The following is a 21,087-nucleotide window of genomic DNA, read 5'->3' on the forward strand; positions in this document are numbered from 1 at the left end:
GTCTAGCCGATGACCTGCGGAATGCTGCCGTACAACTGCAGGATGTATTCCATGAAGGTCTGCACCAGCCAGGGGCCGGCGACGATCAGCGTGACCAGCATCACCAGCAGGCGCGGGAGGAAACTCAAGGTCTGTTCGTTGATCTGGGTGGCGGCCTGGAACATCGCCACCAACAGCCCCACGAGCAGGCTCGGAATCACCAGCACCGCGACCATCAGGGTGGTCAGCCATAACGCTTCGCGAAAGATGTCGACGGCGACTTCTGGCGTCATGGCGAGACACCGCCGAAGCTGCTGGCCAGGGTGCCGATGATCAGGGCCCAGCCATCGACCAGCACGAACAGCATGATCTTGAACGGCAGGGAAATGATCAGCGGCGAGAGCATCATCATGCCCATGGCCATCAGCACGCTGGCCACGACCAGGTCGATGATCAGGAACGGAATGAAGATCATGAAGCCGATCTGGAACGCGGTCTTGAGCTCAGAGGTGACGAACGCCGGCACCAGGATGGTCAGCGGCGCCTGGTCCGGCGTGGCAATGTCGGTGCGCTTGGACAGGCGCATGAACAGCTCCAGGTCACTGGTGCGCGTCTGGGCCAGCATGAAGTCCTTGATCGGCACCTGGGCCTTGGCCACGGCATCCTGGGCAGTCATTTTTTCCGCGAGGTAGGGCTGCAAGGCATCCTGGTTCACCCGGTCGAACACCGGCGCCATGATGAACAGGGTCAGGAACAGCGCCATGCCGGTGAGGATCTGGTTCGACGGTGTCTGCTGCAAGCCGAGGGCCTGGCGCAGGATCGAGAAGACAATGATGATGCGGGTAAAACTGGTCATCAGCATGACGAACGCCGGAATGAAACTCAGCGCGGTCATGATCAGCAGGATTTGCAGGCTGACCGAGTATTCCTGGGCGCCCTCGGCGTTGGTGCCCAGGGTGATGGCCGGGATCGACAACGGATCGGCGGCCAGCGCCAGCGGCGCGGCCAGCATCATGGCCAGGGTCAAGACGATGCGCAGCGCACCCATTACTTCTTATCCTTCTGATCCTTGCCCATCAGCTCCATCAGGCGCTGGGCGAACTCCGGGGTGGCTTTCTCGGTCGTGCCCGGCACCTGCACCGGCTCTTTGAGCACATGCAGCGCCGTGATGGTGCCCGGGCTCAGGCCGAGCAGGATCTGCTCGTTGCCCACCTGCACCAGCATCAAGCGATCACGGGGCCCCAGCGCGCGGGAGCCGATCAGCTCGATCACCTGCCCCTTGCCGGCCGGCCCGGCCTGTTGCACCCGGCGCAACAGCCAGGCGAGGAAGAAAATCAGCCCCAGCACCAGCAGCAGGCCGAACACCAGCTGCGTCAACTGCCCGGCCACGCCGCTGTTGACCACCGGCGCAGCAGCGGCATGGGCCGCAGGCTCGGCGGCCAGCACGCTGCAGGGAAGCGCCAGCGCCGAGAAAAACCCCAAGAGCCTTTTCACTCAGCGCAGCTTCTTGATGCGTTCGCTTGGGCTGATCACGTCAGTCAGGCGGATGCCGAACTTCTCGTTGACCACCACCACTTCGCCATGGGCGATAAGCGTGCCGTTGACCAGCACGTCCAGCGGCTCACCGGCCAGGCGATCGAGCTCGATGACCGAACCCTGGTTGAGCTGCAACAGGTTACGGATGTTGATGTCGGTGCTGCCGACTTCCATGGAGATCGACACCGGGATGTCGAGGATCACGTCCAGGTTCGGGCCTTCCAGGCTCACCGGCTCGTTGCTCCGCGGCACGCTGCCGAACTCTTCCATGGGCAGGCGGTTGGACGAAGAGCGGCCAGCATCGGCGGCCAGCAAGGCGTCGATATCGGCCTGCCCGGCGTCGCCGGTTTCTTCCAGGGCCGCAGCCCACTCATCAGCCAGCGCCTGGTCGTCCTGGGTATTCATGTGGTCAGCCATCATTTGTCCTCGGCGAACAACTCTTCAATCAGAAGAGTCAATTAATAGGGGGAGTGGCGCCGCCTCAACGACGCTCGATCGGCTCGATCACTTGCAGCGCAAGGTTGCCCTTGTGCGAGCCCATCTTGACCTTGAAGGCCGGCACGCCGTTGGCGCGCATGACCAGTTCTTCCTGCATGTCCACCGGAATCACATCCCCCGGCTGCATGTGCAGGATGTCGCGCAACTTCAACTGGCGACGGGCAACGGTGGCGTTGATCGGAACATCGACGTCCATCACATCCTGGCGCAAGGCATTGACCCAACGCTCGTCCTGGTCGTCGAGATCGGACTGGAAGCCGGCGTCGAGCATCTCGCGCACCGGTTCGATCATCGAGTACGGCATGGTCACGTGCAGGTCACCGCCACCGCCATCGAGTTCGATGTGGAAGGTCGACACCACGATGGCTTCGCTGGGGCCGACGATGTTGGCCATGGCCGGGTTCACTTCCGAGTTGATGTATTCGAAGTTCACTTCCATGATCGCCTGCCAGGCCTCTTTCAAGTCGACGAAGGCCTGCTCCAGGACCATGCGCACCACGCGCAGCTCGGTGGGGGTGAATTCACGCCCTTCGATCTTGGCGTGGCGGCCATCGCCGCCGAAGAAGTTGTCCACCAGCTTGAACACCAGCTTGGCGTCGAGGATGAACAGCGCAGTGCCGCGCAGCGGCTTGATCTTGACCAGGTTGAGGCTGGTCGGCACGTACAGCGAGTGCACGTATTCGCCGAACTTCATCACCTGCACGCCACCGACCGCCACGTCTGCCGAACGGCGCAGCAGGTTGAACATGCTGATGCGCGTGTAGCGGGCAAAACGCTCGTTGATCATTTCCAGGGTCGGCATGCGTCCACGGACGATGCGATCCTGGCTGGTCAGGTCGTAGCTCTTGACGGTGCCGGGTTCGGCAGCGATATCGGTCTGTACCAGACCATCGTCGACGCCATGCAGCAGCGCGTCGATCTCATCCTGGGACAGCAGGTCCTGCACGGCCATGTCGTGTTCCTACTGCAGTACGAAATTAGTGAAAAGCAACTGTTCGATCACCACTTTGCCGAGCTCTTTCTGCGCCACTTCCTGGACGCTGGCCGTGGCCTTCTGGCGCAACATTTCCTGGCCGACCGGCGAGGCGAGGGTCGCGAAGTCCTGACCGGAGAACAGCATCACCAGGTTGTTGCGGATTACCGGCATGTGCACCTTGAGCGCGTCCAGGTCCGCCTGGTTGCGCGCGAGCATGGTGATGCTCACTTGCATGTAGCGCTGGCGGCCGCCCTGGTTGTAGTTGGCCACGAACGCCGGAGCCATCGCCTCGAAAACCGCTGGCTGCTTGCCCACAGGGGCGGTCTCAGCCACGACGGCAGGCTTGCTCTGGGCGCTGTGCATGAAGTACCAGGTCGCCCCAACGGACAAGCCGATCGCCAGCAGCAGCGCCACCACGATCAAGATGATCAGCTTGAGTTTGCCTTTGGTTGCGGGGTCTTTTACTGCTGCGTCGCTCTTCGCCATGCCAATAATCCGTCACTATTCGGGTTTTCACAGTCGCACGGCAAGGCTGGAGCAAGTGTTATGCCAGAACTATCCAGGAAGCCCGATCGCTCCAATGCTCTGCGTGGGAACGATCGGGCTGAGCGCCGGGTCAGGCGTAATAGTCAACCGCGCTGGAGCCAATCACCCGTGTAGCCGTTGCGGCCACTTCCGTCACGCTCGGGGCGATCTCGTCATCCATGGCGTCAAGGCGACCGCCGCTGGCACTGGCCCGCCCGCTCTGCGCCTGCTGATGTTGCCCCTGACCCTGCGAACCGCGGGACTGGTCGGAGACGTTGACGTCAACCTGGCCCATGCCCTGTTGGGCGAACATGTCGCGCAACCGGTGCATCTGGTTGTCCAGCGCTTCACGCACCCCCGGATGAGCGCTCATGAAGGTCACCTGGGTCTGCTGGTCGGGCACCATGTTCACCCGAATGTCGAGGCGGCCCAGCTCGGCCGGCTGCAACTGGATGTCGGCCGCCTTGAGATTGGCGCTGGACAGGTACATGACCCGGTTCACCACTTCTTCGGTCCAGCTACTCTGGTGCATCGCGATAGGCTGGTTGACCGGCACGGCGTTGGCGGTTTTCGGCGTGGCCGCCTGGGTCAATGCCGCCAGGCGGTTGGCGAATTCATCGACCCGGGTATCGCTGCTGGCAGATGTGAGGTCCTTGAGGCCCGCATCGATCAGGCCCCCGAAGGCTTTTTCGCCCCCCTGGCCGGTACTGTCCTTGTCGGCTTGCACATCGAGCATGTTCGCCATGCCGGCGGCAAAGGTCTGCGCCGCGGTCAGCTCGCCGTCGGCCTGGGCTGGTGCCGCCTTGGGTTGTGCCTGGCTCGAAGCCGAGACATGCCCGCTCTGCTCCATGGCCATGCGCAGGGCTGGCAAGGCGTCGAGTGGGTCGGCTTCTGGATCGAAACCGGCGTCAGTGGCGGGAACGGCTGGCGCAACGAGCGCCGCCAACGTCTCTTCGGCGGGGTCCGTCACCACAGGCGACGCAGGCGCCGCAACCACAGGCACCGAGGCGGGATCAACAGGCACTGCATCGACGACCGGTGCCTGTCCGGCGTCCGTCGAATCGGCATCGGCCGGCTTGTCATCGGCTTGCGCCGGTTTATCGGCGGGCAAGTTTTTGCCGCTATCGGCAACGGCGGGTTGCTGCGCGGCAGATTTATCCTCTACATCCTTACGGGCGACGCTGTCGGCAACCTTGTCTCGTGCCGATTTCGAAGGTGTGTCAGGGGTCGCCACGGCTTTGTCCCGAGCTTGCCTGGCGTACACCTGCGAGAAGCTGGAGGCCTTATCCCGGGGCTCGGCAATCACTGCGGTGGCAGGGGCTGAGACGGATTGACTCTTGGCCTGACTCTTGGATTGAGCAGCAGCCTGGAGCAGTGATTGGGGGGTAAGGGGCATTTAACGGTCTCCGCTGCACTGGGATCGTAGGTACAGTTGAAGAGTTGACTGCAAGGGTCGAGCCAGTTTCACTCGGTGAAGACGAAAAGCGCCTTATGCCTCAGTTTTCCGCCAGGGACCGCTGCCGCTCTGCTTCGTAAAGGGGTCGCACGATCGCGAACTCTACGTCGATTGCAGCGATCAGCTCCTGGATTTGGGAGGAAGAAAGCTTTTCGGCATTCTTCTCAAGTTCGCCACACAACGCGACGAGTCTGACGGCGCCCATATTGCTGCTGCTGCCTTTGAAGCTGTGAGCCACGTCTATCAACTGCGCAGCTTTCCCCGCCTCTCGCAGCGATTGCAGGCGTTGTTCGGAATCGTCGAGAAAGGTATCCAGCAACTGCGGATACGCGTCCTCCATGACTTCGCGCAATGCGCTCAGCGCGTCCAGGTCAAGATGTTCTTCAGTCACTTGTTCGCTCCCTGATCAAGAATCTTCGGATTATGCCAGAGCCTTCCAGTAAAACTCCACGCGGGCACTTCGACCGCCGTCAGACCAGCTCGCATTTTGACCCAACTGACGGATCAGGTTGACGCCGCGTCCGGACAGGCGGACAGGATCGGGGAGACGCTGCAGCACCTGCCCGACATCAAAGCCCTTGCCGCTGTCCTCGACGCGAATCGCCAGGCAACCGCCCTCGCCCTCTGGCGTGACCTGTAAATGCACCCGGACATAACCGTCCTTCAATTCGTCCAGGCGCGTATTGCGCTGTTGATAATAGCGGGTAAAACCTGACACATCGCGCTTGAGGCTGGAGTCCAGGCCCAGCACCCCATGCTCAAGGGCATTGGAGTACAACTCCGCCAGCACACTGTAGAGCGCCCCGCTCTGCGCCCGCAGGCCATGCACTTCCTGGAGCAGTTGCAACAGATAGGGCAATGGGTTGAAGCGCTTGAGGGTCTCGGCGCGAAACTCGAAACTGGCCGACCAGTCCAGGGGGCAGGACTGGCCGCTGTCGGAATAGACCGGTGCCGGTAAACTCGCCTGCGCGAGCTCGGTCAGGATGACCTCGACCATGCTGACATCGTCGCGGGCTACACCGCGAAAGTCACGCAGTGCCTGCTCGATGTCCTCGAACAAGGTGTCAGGCTGACGATTGGCGGCAAACACCTGCTGTAACCGCTGCACGCCAAACAGCTGATCATCGGCATCGCAGGTGTCGATCACCCCGTCGGACAACAGGAATACCCGGTCACCCACGGCCATCGGAAACACTTCGGTGCGGTCATCGAAGGTGTGCGGGCTCAGCACACCCAAGGGTAAATGCCGCGCCGTCAGTGGCGTTCGCTCCCCACTGGCGATGTGGTGCAGATAGCCGTCCGGCATGCCGCCGTTCCAGACCTCCAGCGAGCGGCTCTGGAAACCCAGGCACAGCATCGTCGCGCAGCAAAACATGTCCACCGGCAGGATGCGCTTGAGCTTGGCATTCATCTCGCGCAGGATTTCGGCCAGGCCGTACCCCTTGGCGGTCATGCCATAGAAGACTTCAGCCAGGGGCATGGCACCAACGGCGGCGGGCAGGCCATGGCCGGTGAAATCGCCAAGCAATACGTGCATGTCCCCGGCCGGGGTGAACGCCGCCAACAGCAGGTCGCCGTTGAACAACGCATAAGGCGATTGCAGGTAGCGGATATTGGGCGCATTCAGGCAACCGGAATGGGCCACCTTGTCGAACACCGCCTTGGCCACCCGCTGCTCATTGAGCAAGTATTCATGGTGCCTGGCGATCTGGTCGCGCTGCTGCAGGACGGTGGCCTGCAGGCGCCGCAAGCGGTCCATTGCCTTGATTTTGGCGGCGAGGATCACCTGGTTGTAGGGTTTTGCCAGAAAATCGTCACCCCCGACCTCCAGGCAGCGGGCCAACGCCTGGTTTTCCGACAGCGAGGTGAGGAAGATGATCGGCACCAGGGTTTCCCCGGCCAATGCCTTGATTTGCGCGGCGGCCTCGAAACCGTCCATCACCGGCATCATCGCGTCCATCAACACCAGTTGCGGGCGTTGCTGGCGAAACACCTCGACCGCTTCGGCGCCGTTGGCCGCCGTCAGCACTTGATGCCCCTGGCGGCGGACGATGCTCGACAACAGCAGGCGGTCGGCCGCGCTGTCTTCGGCGATCAGGATCGTCAGCGACTCGATTGCCGCCTGCACGGTGATCAACTGATGTCGAACAGCTTGTCGAAGTTGGAGATGGCGAGAATTTTCCTCACGTCAGAATTGCTGTTGACCACGCGAACGTCGGAATCGTCGCCACCGGCATGGTCACGCAACAGCAGCAGCATGCCCAGGGCGGAACTGTCGAGGTAGGTGGCCTCTTTCAGGTCGACCACCACCGCCTTGAGCGCCTTGTTTTCGTAGGATGCTCGGAAATCCTGATGCTTGGCGAAATCGAATCGTCCCTTGACCGATATCGTCAGTTTTTCCCCGTCCGGGGAGACTTCTGTAACGACTGACATGTCATGGCTTCCTTGTCATTGGTGAACCTTCTTGTACAAGGTTTAGCATCGTGTAGAGGTTGGGGCAAGGCAGGGATCAAGATCAAAAGATCGCAGCCTTCGGCAGCTCAGGTCCGAAGACAACCACGGATTCATGCCCAACACAAAACATTGTAGGAGCCCGACTTGCCGGCGAAGGCGGCCTTGGGTATTGCATTGTTCTTTCGGGCCTCTTCGCTGCGATGCGGCGCCCCGACAAGCCAGCTCCTACAGGTCCGAGGACAGCCAAGGACTCATGGCCAACACAAAACATTGTAGGAGCCCGGCTTGCCGGCGAAGGCGGCCTTGGGTATTGCATTGTTCTTTCGGGCCTCTTCGCTGGCAAGCCAGCTCCTACAGGTCCGAGGACAGCCACGGATTCATGGCCAACACATAACATTGTAGGAGCCCGGCTTGCCGGCGAAGGCGGCCTTGGGTATTGCATTGTTCTTTCGGGCCTCTTCGCTGGCAAGCCAGCTCCTACAGGTCCGAAGACAGCCAAGGATTCATGGCCGACACAAAACATTGTAGGGGCCCGGCTTGGCGGCGAAGGCGGCCTTGAGTATTGCATTGTTCTTTCGGGCCTCTTCGCTGCGATGCGGCGCCCCGACAAGCCAGCTCCTACATGGTCCGAGGGCAGCCAAGGACTCATGGCCGACACATAACATTGTAGGAGCCCGGCTTGCCGGCGAAGGCGGCCTTGGGTATTGCATTGTTCTTTCGGGCCTCTTCGCTGCGATGCGGCGCCCCGACAAGCCAGCTCCTACATGGTCCGAGGACAGCCACGGATTCATGGCCGACACAAAACATTGTAGGGGCCCGGCTTGGCGGCGAAGGCGGCCTTGGGTATTGCATTGTTTTTTCGGGCCTCTTCGCTGGCAAGCCAGCTCCTACATGGTCCGAGGACAACCACGGACTCATGGCCAACACAAAACATTGTAGGAGCCCGGCTTGCCGGCGAAGGCGGCCTTGGGTATTGCATTGTTTTTTCGGGCCTCTTCGCTGCGATGCGGCGCCCCGACAAGCCAGCTCCTACATGGGTTTCGCGCTCACCCTGAGCTGCCGCTGGCTGCGATCTTTTCCCGGGCAACGATCAATACGCATCATGTCGCGGCAGGCGCTGGGACAATTCGTCCAGCAGCTTCTGCTCGCGCTTGTCTTCCAGCGCCCTTGCTTCGTCCTGGTAGCGTTGTACCAGTTTGCGCAAACCCTCGACCCGGGCGAACGCCTGTTGCCAGGTATCCCGCGCCTTGTTCAGGTTGTTCTGGTGCCAGGCAAGGCTTTGCCGCTGTTGATCGATGGCCGTGCCCAATTGCGCGAGAAAGCCCTGGTAGCCCAGCAACCATTGGCCGGACACGCCGGCACTGCCGCGCACGATCCACTGTTCCTGATAGTCGAGCCGAAAGGCTTCAAGGTCGGCCAGCTTGCTTTCGGCCAGCCGGACCTGGCCCTGGAAGTGCCCCAAACGCTGGACCGCGGTTTTCTCGGCCTTCTCGGCCATTTCCACCACGGGGGCCAGGCGGCCCGCCCGACTCTGGGCCATGACCGGTTAACCGCCCGCCGCGGGCGCGAAGATCGAAGCGAGGTACGCTTCGCTTTCGCCCAGGCTGATGCTGTCGTTGAGGCCCTGGCGCAGGTATTTGACCAGCTGCGGCTGCAGGGAAATTGCCAGGTCGGTCTCGCGGTCGCCGCCGGCGACGTAGGCGCCGACGCTGATCAGGTCGCGGCTCTGCTGATAGCGCGACCACAACTGCTTGAAGTACTGCGCCCGGGCCATGTGTTCGGGCGACACCACCGCCGGCATGACCCGGCTGATGGAGGCCTCGATATCGATAGCCGGGTAATGGCCCTCCTCGGCCAGGCGCCGCGACAGCACGATGTGCCCGTCGAGCACGCCCCGCGCCGAGTCGGCGATCGGGTCCTGCTGATCGTCACCTTCGGACAGTACGGTATAGAACGCCGTGATCGAACCACCGCCCTTCTCGGCATTGCCGGCGCGCTCCACCAGCTTCGGCAACTTGGCGAACACCGAGGGCGGATAACCCTTGGTCGCCGGTGGCTCGCCGATGGCCAGGGCGATTTCCCGTTGGGCCTGGGCGAAACGTGTCAACGAATCCATCAGCAGCAGGACGTTCTTGCCCTTGTCGCGGAAATACTCGGCGATTCGCGTGCAATACATGGCGGCGCGCAGACGCATCAGCGGCGCATCGTCCGCGGGCGATGCCACCACCACCGAACGCTTGAGCCCTTCTTCACCGAGGATGTGCTCGATGAACTCCTTGACCTCACGCCCCCGCTCGCCGATCAGGCCGACGACGATGATGTCGGCCTCGGTAAAGCGCGTCATCATGCCCAGCAGCACGGATTTACCGACGCCGGTACCGGCGAACAGACCGAGTCGCTGACCGCGCCCGACCGTCAACATGCCGTTGATGCAACGAATGCCCACGTCCAGCGGCTCGCTGATCGGTTCGCGCTTGAGCGGGTTGATGGTCGGGCCATCCATCGGCACCCAGTCCTCGGCCTTCATCCCGCCCTTGCCGTCCAGCGCACGACCGGCACCATCGAGCACGCGCCCGAGCATGCTCATGCCCATCGGCAAGCGGCCGCTGTCTGAGAGGGGAACCACCCGGGCACCGGGGGCGATACCGGCCACGCTGCCGACCGGCATCAAGAACACCTTGCTGCCGGAAAAGCCCATGACTTCGGCTTCGACCTGCACCGGGTGGTAGCTGTCATCGTTGATGACCATGCAGCGACTGCCCATGGCCGCGCGCAAGCCCTCGGCTTCGAGGGTCAGGCCGACCATGCGCAGCAGGCGACCTTCGAGGATCGGCGCGCCAGCCAGGGTCGTGGCCTCGGCGTAACTGCCCAGGCGCTTGGCGAAACTGGTGCGTTCAAGGCGCATCGGGGGCAGCCATTGGTTTGTCGCCGACGGGCAGCTCCAGGCTCAGATCCGCCGCGGCCGGGTGCAAGGCCTGCTCGTGAAGCTGGTCGAACAGCTTGTCCATCACGCGCGCTACACGGGTTTCCACCGTGGCATCGATACGGCTGTGTTCGGTTTCAACCCGGCAACCACCGGGCAACAGCGCCTCGTCCTCGACGATGCGCCAGGTTTCCTCATGGCGCTCGCGCAGGGCTTTGACCTGCGCGAAATCCTGCGGATTGATGTACAGCCGCACGTTGTCGACGCCCAACGGCAACAGCTTGAGGGCCTCGCGCATGACGTGTTCGATCTGCGACGAGTCCATGACCAGTTCGCGCTGGATCACCTGCCGGGTCATGTGCCGCACCAGCTCGACCAGGGACTTTTCAATCTGGGTGTCCTGTTCGGCGATGGGCTCGAACAGATGCGCCATTATTTTTTCAAGCCCGGCGATCTTCGCCGCCAAGGCCACTTCCGCTTCCTGGCGAACCTTGAGCGTGGTGCTATGGAAGCCTTCTTTCTCACCCACCGCGAAACCTTCGTTGTAGGCTTCCTGGCGAATGCTCTCGAGCTCTTCGAGGGTCAGTGGCTGGACTTCCTCCAGCGGCACTTCCTCCATTTGCGGCGGCTCGGGTTCGGGCTCAGGCTCAGGCTCGGGGGCCGGCGGATCGAAGCTGGGCAGCGCCCAGGATTCGAAACCACCGACATCCCGGGCCCGGATCAGGTCAGAGGGTTGCTCATCGTTCTTGGCCATGGGGTCAGATCATTTCCTCGCCGCCCTTGCCGCCGAGCACGATTTCGCCCGCTTCGGCCATGCGACGGGCGATGGTGAGGATTTCCTTCTGAGCGGTTTCCACATCGCTGACGCGCACCGGGCCCTTGGCCTCGAGATCGTCGCGCAACAGTTCGGCCGCACGCTTGGACATGTTCTTGAAGATCTTCTCCTTGACGTTTTCGTCCGAGCCCTTGAGGGCCAGCACCAGTACGTCGGAGGACACTTCACGCAGCAACGCCTGGATGCCGCGATCGTCGACATCGGCCAGGTTGTTGAACACGAACATGAGGTCTTCGATCTGACCGGACAGGTCTTCGTCGACTTCGCGGATCGAGTCCATGAGCTGGCCTTCGATCGAGCTGTCGAGGAAGTTCATGATGTCTGCCGCGCGCTTGATCCCGCCCAGGGTGGTGCGCGAAGCATTGGAGTTGCCGGAGAATTGCTTCTCGAGAATCTGGTTGAGCTCCTTGAGGGCCGCCGGCTGCACGGTGTTCAGTGAGGACACCCGCAGGATGATGTCCAGGCGCACCTTGTGGTCGAAATTGCCCAGCACTTCACCGGCCTGATCCGGGTCGAGATACGCCACCACGATTGCCTGGATCTGCGGGTGCTCGTAGCGAATCACGTCGGCGACCGCGCGCGGCTCCATCCACTTCAGGCTGTCGAGGCCGCTGGTATTGCCGCCCAGCAGGATGCGATCGATCAGGCCGTTGGCCTTGTCCTCGCCCAGTGCCTGGGTGAGCATCTTGCGCACGTAATCGTCGGAACCCACGCCCAGGCTGGTCTGGTCGCCGACGATGTCGACGAACTCGCTCATCACCTGCTCGACCTGCTCGCGGTGCACGTTACCCATCTGCGCCATGGCCACGCCGACACGCTGGACCTCTTTGGGCCCCATGTGGCGCAGCACCTGGGCGGCATCGGTCGAGCCCAGCGACAGCAGCAGGATCGCGGCTTTGTCGACCTTGCTCAGTTTGGCGGCAATGGCTCGGTTATCACTCATCTGCGTTAATCCACTCTTTCACGACCTGGGCAACACGACCCGGGTCTTCTGCCACCAGACTCTTGATTGCGTTCAACTGTGCGTCATAGCCTTCGCTCGGGCTCGGCAGCAGGATGCTGGTCGGGCCGCCAAGGCTGATACGGTCGTTGGCCAGCTCGCCATCGAGGCCGCCCATGCCACCGAGCTCGACGTCGCTGCCGATGCCCGCCAACTGCTTGCCCTTGCCGCCACCGGTGATGTTGTTGAGCACCGGGCGCAACACGCCGAACACCAGCACCAGAATGAACAGGACGCCCAACAGCTGCTTGATGACGTCCCAGAACCACGGCTGGGAGTAGAACGGAATATCGGCAATCACTTCGCCACGTTCGGCGGAGAACGGCATGTTGATCACGCTGACGCTGTCGCCCCGGCTGGCGTCGAAACCGACTGCATCCTGGACCAGCCGAGTGAAACGGGCCAATTCGTCGGCGCTCCACGGCGCACGGGTGGTTTCACCGTTGGCCGGGTTGATCTTGACCTGGTCATCGACCACCACCGAGACCGACAGGCGATTCAATCGGCCCTGCTGTTGCCTGGTATGGCTGATAGAGCGGTCGAGCTCGAAGTTCTTGGTCGATTGCGAACGTTTGTCCGCCGGATATGGCGCGAGCATTGGCTGGCCGGTGGTCGGGTCCATGACCTGCTGGCCGTTGGCATCGAGCAGAGGCTGGCCAGGCTGCACCATGCCGGCCGCCGCGGTGGCGCCACCGGTGGTTTGCGGTGCCGAGGCTGGCGACGGTGGCTGGTTGCTCAGGGCACCCGGCACACCTTGCGGGCCGTTGCTGGCGGTACGTTGCTCGTTGACCGACTGCTCGCTGCGCAACGCCGGCTGGTCCGGATTGAATTGCTCGGAGGTGGACTCGACGGCGCTGAAGTCGACATCGGCCGAGACTTCGGCCTTGTAGCGGTCGTTACCCAGCACCGGTTGCAGGATGTTGTGCACGCGCTGGGTGAGCATGCTCTCCATGCGGCGGCTGTAGTCGAATTGCTTGCCGGCCATGGTCAGTTCGGAGTTTTCCGCCTGATCGGAGAGCAGGTTGCCTTTCTGGTCGACCACGGTGATCTGCGACTTGCTGAGTTCGGGCACACTGGTCGCCACCAGATTGACGATGGCCACGACCTGGCCCGGCTCCAGCGAACGCCCGGAGTACAGCTCGACCAGCACCGAAGCGCTCGGCTTGCGCTCGTCACGCACGAACACCGAACTTTTCGGGATCGCCAGGTGCACCCGGGCACCCTTGACGTTGTTCAGGCTGGAAATGGTCCGCGCCAACTCGCCTTCAAGGCCGCGACGATAACGGGTCGCTTCCATGAACTGGCTGGTACCCAGGCCCTGTTCCTTGTCGAGGATTTCAAAACCGATGTTGCCATCGCTGGGCGTGACACCCGCGCCCGCGAGCTTGAGACGTGCACGGGACAGGTCTTCGGCCTTGACCAGCAAGGCACCGGAATTGGGTTCGACGCTATAGGCAATATCGGCGGCCGCCAGGGTATCCATCACCTGCTTGGCGTCCATGCCGGCCAGGCTGCCGTACAGCGGACGGTAGTCCGGCTGCTGGGACCACAACACCACGGCAAAGCCAATCGCCACGCTCGCGGCCAGGCCGACCATCAGGCCCACCTGGCGCAGCATGGTCATCTCGGAGAGGTTTTCCAGGAAGGACAACCCGAACAGCGGCGGTTTGCCGTCTACGGAGTTGGCCTTGGCCGGAACCTTGTCAGCGATTGCATCTGCCATGACTCAATCTCGTCCTTAAACCGGCATCTGCATGATGTCTTGGTAAGCCTGAACCAGCTTGTTGCGCACCTGGGTCAATGCCTGGAACGACACGCTGGCCTTCTGCGAGGAAATCATCACGTCCGTCAGGTCGACGCCGCTCTTGCCGATCTCGAAGGCGTTGGCCAGGGCCGTGGAAGCCTGCTGGGTGTCGTTGACCTTGTTGACGGCCTGACCGAGCATGTCGGAAAAGCTGCTGCCATTCAGTTCAGGGACGGCGGCAGTCGATTTCGGCGCAGACATGGCGTCCATTTGCATGGCGCGCATATCCAGCATCAACCGATTGAATTCAATACCTTGGCTCATGGTTTCTCTCTTTGAAAACGAGCTACGTCGCTGGCGGCCCGCAATTTTTTTGACGCTCACTCAGCGGGTAACGAGGTGTTAGCAACAAGGGTGCCAGCTCGGCGGATACGCGCCGAATCAGGTCGCAAACAAATACGCTTCCACGTCCATCCCGGCATCGCGCATCTGCGCCAGCTTGTAGCGCAAGGTGCGCGGGCTGATGCCCAGGCGCTCGGCGGCCTCTTTGCGGCGGCCGCGCTCGGTGCGCAGGGTGTCGATGATCATCTGGAATTCACGCCGGCGCAGGTCATCGCCCAGCGCCCCGGCAGATTCGACCTCGACCTCGACCTCCACCGCCCTCGCAGGCGCTGGCGCCAACGCCGGCAGCGGTGCGCAGGCAACCGGCCCGGCGAGACAGAAATCCTGGGGTTGAATCAGGCCACCTTGCTGCAGGATCAATGCGCGCTGAATCGCGTTATCCAGTTCACGCACATTGCCCGGCCACGGATAGCCGATCAGGCAGGCTTGCGCCTCGGGCGACAACCTCGCCGCGGCATGCTTCATTTTATTGACGTGCTTGGCCAGCAGGCGCTCGGCCAGGGGCAGGATATCGGCAGTGCGCTCGCGCAACGGCCGCCAGGCCAGCGGGAATACGGACAGGCGATAGTACAGGTCTTCACGGAAACGCCCCGCCGCCACTTCCCCGGCCAGGTCCCGGTTGGTGGTCGCGACCACGCGGATATCCAGCGCTATCGGCTTGCGCGCTCCGACTCGCTCGACCTCGCGTTCCTGCAGCACCCGCAGCAGCTTGGCTTGCAGCCCCAGGGGCATTTCGGAAATTTCATCGAGCAGGATCGTCCCGCCATCAGCCTGTTCGAACTTGCCGGCCTGCGCCGCGATAGCCCCGGTGAACGAGCCCTTTTCGTGGCCGAAGAGCGTGGCCTCCAGCATGTTGTCGGGAATTGCCGCGCAGTTGATCGCAATGAACGGCTGACTGGCGCGATGAGAGTGCTGGTGAATGTAGCGCGCCAGCACTTCCTTGCCGGTGCCGGATTCACCGGAGATCAGCACCGTGGAATCACTGCGCGCCACGCGCGCGGCCAGCTCCAGCAACTGTGCACTGGCCGGTTCGAACGCCACCGGTCCTTCATGGTCGCTGCTGCCGACATTGCCCAGCGCATGCCGCGCGACCAGCTCGAGCAGCGCCTTGGGCTCGAACGGCTTGACCAGGTAATCTGCAGCCCCCTGACGCATCGCATCGACCGCCCGCTCGACTGCACCGTGGGCCGTCATCAGCAGCACCGGCAATTGCGGCTGTCGCGCCCGCAGCAAAGCGAGCAGTTGGTGACCGTCCATGCCCGGCATGTTGACGTCGCTGACCACCAGGCTGAACGCCTCGGCCGCCGCGGCCTCCAGGGCTTCCTGCGCCGAGGCCACGGCCTTGTAATCGTGACCGGCAAGCAACAGCGTGTCAGCCAGCGCTTCACGCAACGCGCGGTCATCCTCGACCAGTAGAACCTTGATGGCCATGAGTTTCACTCCACTCCCCGGGCGCTGCTTTTTTCACTGAGAAAAAGCGGTAGAAACACCTGCGCACAGGTGCCACGACCGATACGCGAGCGCAAACGCAACTCGCCCTGATGGGCCCTGGCGACAGCGTGGACCACGGTCAGGCCGAGGCCGGTGCCGGTAGGCTTGGTGGTAAAGAAGGGTTCACCCAGACGCGCCAGCACAGCGCCGTCGATACCGCTGCCGCTATCGCTGACGCACAATCGCAGGTTGTTTCCACGGGTGTAGAGATGCACCTTCAAGCGCACCTCACCGGCACTGGCCTGGATGGCATTCTCGATCAGATTGAGGACCGCGCCGACCAGGGTGTCGCGATTGCACAGCAATTCGCCGGCATGACTGTCGCATTGCCAGCGAATCGGCAGGTCCTGCACGTGCGCCAGCGCCGCCGCCTGCAGTGATTGCATCAGCTGCGCCGGGGTTACTCGGTCGGTCAATGGCAGCTCGCCGCGGGCAAACACCAACATGTCGCGCACCTGATGTTCCAGCTCGTGCAAGCGCTCCTTGAGTCGTCCGGCGAAACGTTGCTGGGTGTCTACTGGCAGCGCTTGCTCGGTCAAGTGACTGGCGTAGAGCAAGGCCGCGGATAACGGCGTGCGGATCTGATGCGCCAGCGACGCCACCATGCGCCCCAGAGAAGACAAGCGCTCGTGGCGCGCCAGCTGATCCTGCAGATGACGGGTTTCGGTCAGGTCGTTGAGCAGCACCAGTTGCCCGGGCTCGGCATCCAGTGAACGCGTGGCAATCGACAGGCGCCGACCATCCTTGAGGGAGACTTCATGACCGTCGTCTTCACGGGGCGCAAAGCAACGGGCGATCACCTGGCGCCACAGCTCACCTTCAAGGGGCAAGCCGAGCAGTTCGCATGCCGCCGGGTTGGCTTCGCGCACGATGCCCTGGCCGTCGATGACGATGACGCCACCGGGCAGGAGGTCGAGCAGATGTTGCAGGCGATTGGCCAGGCGCTCTTTCTCCGCCAGCTCCTGCATGCGCTGGGCGCTGACCACCGCCAACTCGCCCTTGAGCTCGGTGACCCGGGCTTCGAGCATGCTGTAGGAGTTGGTCAGCTGGCTCGACATCTGGTTGAACAGGGCAAACGCCTGCTCGAGGCCAAGCCGGCTCGCCTGCTCTACGGACGACGACTGCCCCAGGGCATCCCCCAGGGTATCTGGAACAGGAGACATTGAGGCGGCTTGGGGCATGATGTGCTCTCTCGCTTGGCTGACCGTCAGTGAAACGGAACGTTGCGAGGGCTATAGCAATACCCGTGCCTAAAAAAAACTGCTTGAAAATGAAGGGGTTGAAAAACAGGCGTCAATCATCCGCCTGTTCATCTCCATCACGGCGGCTCATGCCGTACTTGCGCATTTTTTCCACCAGCGTGGTGCGGCGGATACGCAGGCGTTCAGCAGCTCGCGCCACGATACCGTTGGCATCGTCCAGCGCTTGCTGGATCAGGCCCTGCTCCAGGCCACCGAGGTAATCCTTCAGGTCCAGGCCTTCAGGTGGCAGCATGGCATGGGTGGTGAAGTCCGGGGTATGGCCATTGATTGCCACCCGCTCTTCAAGATCACTGCGCAGGGTGTCGACCAGTTGCTCGTCTTCATCGTCGACGTAGCGGAATTTCTTCGGCAGTTCGACCACGCCGATCACCCCGTACGGATGCATGATCGCCATGCGCTCCACCAGGTTGGCCAGCTCGCGGACGTTGCCCGGCCAGCCGTGACGGCACAGCGACATGATCGCGGCGGAGTTGAAGCGGATCGAACCGCGCTTCTCGTGCTCCATGCGCGAGATCAGTTCGTTCATCAGCAGCGGGATGTCTTCGACACGCTCGCGCAGTGGCGCCATCTCGATCGGGAACACGTTCAGGCGGTAGTACAGGTCTTCGCGGAAGGTACCGATCTCGATCATGCTTTCGAGATTCTTGTGGGTCGCGGCGATGATGCGCACATCGACGCTCTGGGTCTTGTTGCTACCCACGCGCTCGAACGTACGCTCCTGCAGCACGCGCAGCAGCTTGACCTGCATCGGCAGCGGCATGTCGCCGATTTCGTCGAGGAACAGGGTACCGCCATTGGCCAGTTCGAAACGCCCGGCGCGACTGGTGATCGCCCCGGTGAAGGCGCCCTTCTCGTGACCGAACAATTCGCTTTCCAGCAACTCGGCCGGAATCGCCCCGCAATTGACCGGCACGAACGGCGCCTCACGGCGCTTGGAATGATAATGCAGGTTGCGCGCGACCACTTCCTTGCCGGTGCCGGACTCGCCGAGGATGAGAACGCTGGCGTCAGTGTCGGCCACTTGCTGCATCATCTGGCGCACGTGCTGGATCGCCCGGCTGGTGCCGACGAGGCTGCGGAACAGATTGGGTTCGCGATGCCGACCGCGCTCGCGGGCCTGGTCGTACATCTCGCGATAGACCTGGGCACGGTGCAGCGAATCGAGCAACTTGCTGTAGCTGGGAGGCATTTCGAGGGTCGACAGCACGCGGCGACGCTGGTCTTCCGGCAGGTCGATGGAAGAATTATCGCCCATCAGCAAAATCGGAAGGAACTCATCCCATGTTGCGAGTGTCTTTAACAAGCCCTGAAGCGAACCCGGAGCATTGACCGTCCCGATGAGGACACAGATCACTTCACGACTGGACGACAAAGAGACGACAGCCTGCTGCCAGTCATGGCTACCGCAGGGTAAATTTTCTTCGCCGAGAAAATTTAAAATCACCGCCAGGTCGCGGCGGCGGACGCTATCGTCATCGATCAGCAGAATTTTGGTTTCACGCCACATGCAATCGTAACTTCCCTAGTCAACCCGGTGCCCGAAATGAGTGGGCAAGCTAGACGCTTGCAGACTGGTTAATGCCTGTAGACGCCTGAAATCTGGAAACAGCCACTAGTAAAGTCAAAAAACCGTTCACAGTCAAATTTATGGCGCAATCCGATTGGATTAAGCAGAAATTAATTAACCAAACAGATGGTAAACCTTTGCCGCGCTCTTCGCTTGGTTGATCTGCGACATCTCATCAACAATTGCCTGACGCTCGCCCATCGTCACCGTCAATAAATCTTTGTACACCGCCAGCAGGCTTTCCAGATGGGTGCGCAGCGCTTCTTCGTCGATCGGTGCCTCAGCGAGCACCTCATCGACGCACTCACGGCAGGCCGAATCGAGCTCGCCGATTGCATCCCAGTTACGCGCGGCCAGCGCATCGATCAGCGCTTCGCGTGTTTCTTCGATCCGTTGCAGTGCTTGGCTCATGACGTCATCCTCGGCCCTCAGGCCTGTGGGCTTCCAATCGCATCCCAACCGCTTTTCAAGGTTTCGAGCAGACCCGATACTTCGTCGATGATGGCTGCATCGTTATTGGCGTTGGCTTCCATCAAGCGGTTGGTCATGTAGACGTACAAGGCGTCGAGTTGCTCAATGGACGCCGGATCTTCAGTCTTCTCCGGGTTCAAGCCATCGCGCAGCCCGATCAGGATGTCGGTGGCCTTGCCCAGCATCAACCCCTTGAGTGCGATGTCACCCCGCTCCAGCGCGCCCTTGGCCTGCGCCATGCGGTCCAAGCCACCTTCCATCAACATCTGCACCAGGCGATGGGGGCTGGCTTCAGAGATCTGGGCATGGGAATTGACCTTCTGGTATTGGCGAAGGGCTCTCATGGGGTTCATGTTTCTACCTCGTGCAGACAACTACCGAAAAAGGGAACGCTCTGTTCTTTATGTCGACTGGTCGACAGAAAACTTTAATGCAGGCGTGTCGCTAACGAAAAAACCCAGGCGCGGTCATGACAGCTCGCCTGGGCTTTTTCATGAGAGCTGTCGATCACTCATCTTTCTGATTGTTCAGGGCGTTGAGCGTGGTCATGATGCTGCTGCTCTGGGCGCGCAGCTTGGCGACCAGGGAGTCCATGGCGTTGTATTTGGCCGAAAGACTGGCCTGCAGGAGCGTCATGCGCTCATCCAGGGTGTCCTGTTGCTTCTTGAGATCGTTCAAGCTTTCGCTCAGGGATTTGGAACGCTCCGCCAGAGTGCCAGTACTCGCCTTGGCATAACCGTCCGTGGCAGTCGTCAAACGCGCCAACAGTCCACTCTTACCGCTGAAGATACTGCTGACGTCCGCCGCATTGGTGGCCATCGCCTTGTCCCACTTCTTGTCATCGAGGGTCAGCAAGCCCGTGGACGAATCGGTGCTGATACCGAACTGCGCCAACGATTTGAAGGTGCCGGTACCGGACAGGGTATTGAGTTCGTTACGAATCGAACTCATCAGCGAGCGCATCGTGGAATCACCCGTCAAGGTCCCCGCTGTCGGGGAACCATCGGCGTTGATCGTGACCTTTGTTTCCGCACTGATCGCCTTCATCAGCGCATTGTAGGTATCGACGAACCCCTTGACCCCGGATTTCAAGGCCGCGTTGCTGGTCGACACGGAGATGGTGATCGGGATCAGGTCGTCGGAGTCGGTTCTCTTCGACGAAACCGACAGCAACTTGATGCTGACACCACTGACCGCCTCCTCGATGGTATTGCTCTTGGACTCCATCTCGATCGTGCCATCGATGGTGTACTTGGCGTTTTTTGGCGTTTCCACCACCGTTGCGCCAACATCGATACCTGAATCGCCCGACAGCGTCAGGTCTGAGCCAACGCCCATGGTGGTCGATGTCAGTACAAGTCGCGACCCCGTGGAGTCTGTAAGGATGTTGGCACTCAAGCCTGACGTGGAAAACTGCGAGTTGATCGAGTCACGCACCTGCTGCAGCGTTGCCCCGGCAGGAACACTTAGGTCGTAGTTCTTGCCTGACTGTGAAATCGTCAAGGTAGTCGGACTCGTACCACTGTTGACCACCGAGGAAGCGCCCCCGGCAAACGTCTTGGTCGACAGTTTCGACGCACTGGCCAATTGAGTCACAACCAGCGAGAAACTGCCCGTGGAAGCACCGCTGCCAGCGGTCATGGTGGCGATCTTTTCATCCGAGGACGAGGTGATCAAGCCACGAAAGCTGTTATCCGAGCCCATGGTAGTCAGGGCGCCACGAAAGGCGTCCAGCGCGGCCTGGATCTTGCCGATCGACGATAGCGTGGTGGTTGCTTTCAACGTTTGAGTGTTGATCTGCGTTTGTTTTGGCACCTTCTCGGCGTCAACCAGAGACTTAACAATCGCCTGGGTATCGATGTTCGAACCGATACCGCTAACCGTTGAACCCGCCATCGTTTTTCTCCTTATCCAGTGGCTGCCGCTTTCTTGGCGAGATGCGCCTCAAACGCAGACAACAACAAAATT

General features: G+C 61.5%; 22 protein-coding genes. All 22 read right to left on the bottom strand.

Translation table 11 applies throughout. The features are described from left to right. Window positions 1-2 precede the first annotated feature (2 nt). Window positions 3-272 (bottom strand): flagellar biosynthesis protein FliQ, encoded by a 270-nt coding sequence (fliQ, locus tag NQL71_RS10520; protein ID WP_046816911.1) that lies wholly within the window; start codon window positions 270-272, stop codon window positions 3-5. Further along, window positions 269-1,027, bottom strand: coding sequence for a flagellar type III secretion system pore protein FliP (gene fliP / locus NQL71_RS10525; protein WP_046816910.1), 759 nt, complete (start codon window positions 1,025-1,027; stop codon window positions 269-271). The genes fliQ and fliP overlap by 4 nt, the downstream gene beginning before the upstream one ends. Then, complete coding sequence (gene fliO, locus NQL71_RS10530) at window positions 1,027-1,473, bottom strand: flagellar biosynthetic protein FliO (RefSeq protein WP_077184071.1); 447 nt, start codon at window positions 1,471-1,473, stop codon at window positions 1,027-1,029. Before fliO ends, fliP begins: the two co-directional genes overlap by 1 nt. Then, the gene (gene fliN / locus NQL71_RS10535; RefSeq protein WP_046816915.1) at window positions 1,474-1,932 is read right to left on the bottom strand and encodes a flagellar motor switch protein FliN; all 459 of its coding nucleotides are present in this window, start codon (window positions 1,930-1,932) and stop codon (window positions 1,474-1,476) included. A 64-nt stretch (window positions 1,933-1,996) separates the two neighbouring features. Beyond that, window positions 1,997-2,965 carry a flagellar motor switch protein FliM gene (gene fliM / locus NQL71_RS10540; protein WP_046816908.1) on the bottom strand — a complete coding sequence of 323 codons (969 nt, stop codon included), beginning with the start codon at window positions 2,963-2,965 and terminating at the stop codon, window positions 1,997-1,999. A gap of 9 nt (window positions 2,966-2,974) precedes the next feature. Further along, complete coding sequence (fliL, locus tag NQL71_RS10545; RefSeq protein ID WP_046816907.1) at window positions 2,975-3,475, bottom strand: flagellar basal body-associated protein FliL; 501 nt, start codon at window positions 3,473-3,475, stop codon at window positions 2,975-2,977. 130 nt (window positions 3,476-3,605) lie between these two features. After that, window positions 3,606-4,910: a flagellar hook-length control protein FliK gene (locus tag NQL71_RS10550; protein ID WP_274642618.1), complete on the bottom strand. Its 1,305-nt coding sequence runs from the start codon at window positions 4,908-4,910 to the stop codon at window positions 3,606-3,608. 100 nt (window positions 4,911-5,010) lie between these two features. Next, window positions 5,011-5,361 (bottom strand): Hpt domain-containing protein, encoded by a 351-nt coding sequence (locus NQL71_RS10555; RefSeq protein ID WP_046816905.1) that lies wholly within the window; start codon window positions 5,359-5,361, stop codon window positions 5,011-5,013. A gap of 30 nt (window positions 5,362-5,391) precedes the next feature. Beyond that, the gene (locus tag NQL71_RS10560; protein WP_274642638.1) at window positions 5,392-7,098 is read right to left on the bottom strand and encodes an ATP-binding SpoIIE family protein phosphatase; all 1,707 of its coding nucleotides are present in this window, start codon (window positions 7,096-7,098) and stop codon (window positions 5,392-5,394) included. Window positions 7,099-7,103: 5 nt separating this feature from the next. Further along, window positions 7,104-7,403: an STAS domain-containing protein gene (locus NQL71_RS10565; RefSeq protein ID WP_046816904.1), complete on the bottom strand. Its 300-nt coding sequence runs from the start codon at window positions 7,401-7,403 to the stop codon at window positions 7,104-7,106. 1,111 nt (window positions 7,404-8,514) lie between these two features. Beyond that, the gene (gene fliJ, locus NQL71_RS10570) at window positions 8,515-8,964 is read right to left on the bottom strand and encodes a flagellar export protein FliJ (protein ID WP_046816900.1); all 450 of its coding nucleotides are present in this window, start codon (window positions 8,962-8,964) and stop codon (window positions 8,515-8,517) included. A 6-nt stretch (window positions 8,965-8,970) separates the two neighbouring features. Then, entirely contained in the window at window positions 8,971-10,329 is a 1,359-nt protein-coding gene (gene fliI / locus NQL71_RS10575) for a flagellar protein export ATPase FliI (protein ID WP_046816899.1), read from the bottom strand. After that, window positions 10,319-11,101 (bottom strand): flagellar assembly protein FliH, encoded by a 783-nt coding sequence (gene fliH, locus NQL71_RS10580; protein WP_046816898.1) that lies wholly within the window; start codon window positions 11,099-11,101, stop codon window positions 10,319-10,321. The genes fliI and fliH overlap by 11 nt, the downstream gene beginning before the upstream one ends. A gap of 4 nt (window positions 11,102-11,105) precedes the next feature. Next, complete coding sequence (fliG, locus tag NQL71_RS10585) at window positions 11,106-12,125, bottom strand: flagellar motor switch protein FliG (RefSeq protein WP_046816897.1); 1,020 nt, start codon at window positions 12,123-12,125, stop codon at window positions 11,106-11,108. Then, window positions 12,118-13,905 carry a flagellar basal-body MS-ring/collar protein FliF gene (gene fliF, locus NQL71_RS10590; RefSeq protein WP_046816896.1) on the bottom strand — a complete coding sequence of 596 codons (1,788 nt, stop codon included), beginning with the start codon at window positions 13,903-13,905 and terminating at the stop codon, window positions 12,118-12,120. Before fliF ends, fliG begins: the two co-directional genes overlap by 8 nt. A gap of 15 nt (window positions 13,906-13,920) precedes the next feature. Further along, window positions 13,921-14,250: a flagellar hook-basal body complex protein FliE gene (gene fliE, locus NQL71_RS10595; RefSeq protein WP_077184074.1), complete on the bottom strand. Its 330-nt coding sequence runs from the start codon at window positions 14,248-14,250 to the stop codon at window positions 13,921-13,923. 117 nt (window positions 14,251-14,367) lie between these two features. Beyond that, window positions 14,368-15,759, bottom strand: a complete 1,392-nt coding sequence (locus NQL71_RS10600) for a sigma-54-dependent transcriptional regulator (RefSeq protein ID WP_248686366.1) — start codon at window positions 15,757-15,759, stop codon at window positions 14,368-14,370. A gap of 5 nt (window positions 15,760-15,764) precedes the next feature. After that, on the bottom strand, window positions 15,765-16,982 hold the full coding sequence (locus tag NQL71_RS10605) for a sensor histidine kinase (RefSeq protein ID WP_415264690.1): 1,218 nt from the start codon (window positions 16,980-16,982) through the stop codon (window positions 15,765-15,767). A gap of 130 nt (window positions 16,983-17,112) precedes the next feature. After that, window positions 17,113-18,588, bottom strand: a complete 1,476-nt coding sequence (locus NQL71_RS10610; protein ID WP_077184077.1) for a sigma-54 dependent transcriptional regulator — start codon at window positions 18,586-18,588, stop codon at window positions 17,113-17,115. Between the two features lie 174 nt (window positions 18,589-18,762). Further along, window positions 18,763-19,059 carry a flagellar protein FliT gene (fliT, locus tag NQL71_RS10615; RefSeq protein WP_274642619.1) on the bottom strand — a complete coding sequence of 99 codons (297 nt, stop codon included), beginning with the start codon at window positions 19,057-19,059 and terminating at the stop codon, window positions 18,763-18,765. 17 nt (window positions 19,060-19,076) lie between these two features. After that, entirely contained in the window at window positions 19,077-19,472 is a 396-nt protein-coding gene (gene fliS, locus NQL71_RS10620; RefSeq protein ID WP_274642620.1) for a flagellar export chaperone FliS, read from the bottom strand. Window positions 19,473-19,626: 154 nt separating this feature from the next. Beyond that, window positions 19,627-21,015 (bottom strand): flagellar filament capping protein FliD, encoded by a 1,389-nt coding sequence (gene fliD, locus NQL71_RS10625; RefSeq protein ID WP_077184080.1) that lies wholly within the window; start codon window positions 21,013-21,015, stop codon window positions 19,627-19,629. Window positions 21,016-21,087: the final 72 nt, after the last annotated feature.

This window comes from Pseudomonas serbica, from assembly GCF_028823535.1.
GTDB lineage: Bacteria > Pseudomonadota > Gammaproteobacteria > Pseudomonadales > Pseudomonadaceae > Aquipseudomonas > Aquipseudomonas serbica.

Coding starts and splice junctions, on each gene's coding strand:
- fliQ (WP_046816911.1), bottom strand. CDS start 272: ATGACGCCAGAAGTCGCCGTCGACATCTTTCGCGAAGCGTTATGGCTG.
- fliP (WP_046816910.1), bottom strand. CDS start 1,027: ATGGGTGCGCTGCGCATCGTCTTGACCCTGGCCATGATGCTGGCCGCG.
- fliN (WP_046816915.1), bottom strand. CDS start 1,932: ATGGCTGACCACATGAATACCCAGGACGACCAGGCGCTGGCTGATGAG.
- fliM (WP_046816908.1), bottom strand. CDS start 2,965: ATGGCCGTGCAGGACCTGCTGTCCCAGGATGAGATCGACGCGCTGCTG.
- fliL (WP_046816907.1), bottom strand. CDS start 3,475: ATGGCGAAGAGCGACGCAGCAGTAAAAGACCCCGCAACCAAAGGCAAA.
- NQL71_RS10550 (WP_274642618.1), bottom strand. CDS start 4,910: ATGCCCCTTACCCCCCAATCACTGCTCCAGGCTGCTGCTCAATCCAAG.
- NQL71_RS10565 (WP_046816904.1), bottom strand. CDS start 7,403: ATGTCAGTCGTTACAGAAGTCTCCCCGGACGGGGAAAAACTGACGATA.
- fliJ (WP_046816900.1), bottom strand. CDS start 8,964: ATGGCCCAGAGTCGGGCGGGCCGCCTGGCCCCCGTGGTGGAAATGGCC.
- fliI (WP_046816899.1), bottom strand. CDS start 10,329: ATGCGCCTTGAACGCACCAGTTTCGCCAAGCGCCTGGGCAGTTACGCC.
- fliH (WP_046816898.1), bottom strand. CDS start 11,101: ATGGCCAAGAACGATGAGCAACCCTCTGACCTGATCCGGGCCCGGGAT.
- fliG (WP_046816897.1), bottom strand. CDS start 12,125: ATGAGTGATAACCGAGCCATTGCCGCCAAACTGAGCAAGGTCGACAAA.
- fliF (WP_046816896.1), bottom strand. CDS start 13,905: ATGGCAGATGCAATCGCTGACAAGGTTCCGGCCAAGGCCAACTCCGTA.
- fliE (WP_077184074.1), bottom strand. CDS start 14,250: ATGAGCCAAGGTATTGAATTCAATCGGTTGATGCTGGATATGCGCGCC.
- NQL71_RS10600 (WP_248686366.1), bottom strand. CDS start 15,759: ATGGCCATCAAGGTTCTACTGGTCGAGGATGACCGCGCGTTGCGTGAA.
- NQL71_RS10605 (WP_415264690.1), bottom strand. CDS start 16,982: ATGTCTCCTGTTCCAGATACCCTGGGGGATGCCCTGGGGCAGTCGTCG.
- NQL71_RS10610 (WP_077184077.1), bottom strand. CDS start 18,588: ATGTGGCGTGAAACCAAAATTCTGCTGATCGATGACGATAGCGTCCGC.
- fliT (WP_274642619.1), bottom strand. CDS start 19,059: ATGAGCCAAGCACTGCAACGGATCGAAGAAACACGCGAAGCGCTGATC.
- fliS (WP_274642620.1), bottom strand. CDS start 19,472: ATGAACCCCATGAGAGCCCTTCGCCAATACCAGAAGGTCAATTCCCAT.
- fliD (WP_077184080.1), bottom strand. CDS start 21,015: ATGGCGGGTTCAACGGTTAGCGGTATCGGTTCGAACATCGATACCCAG.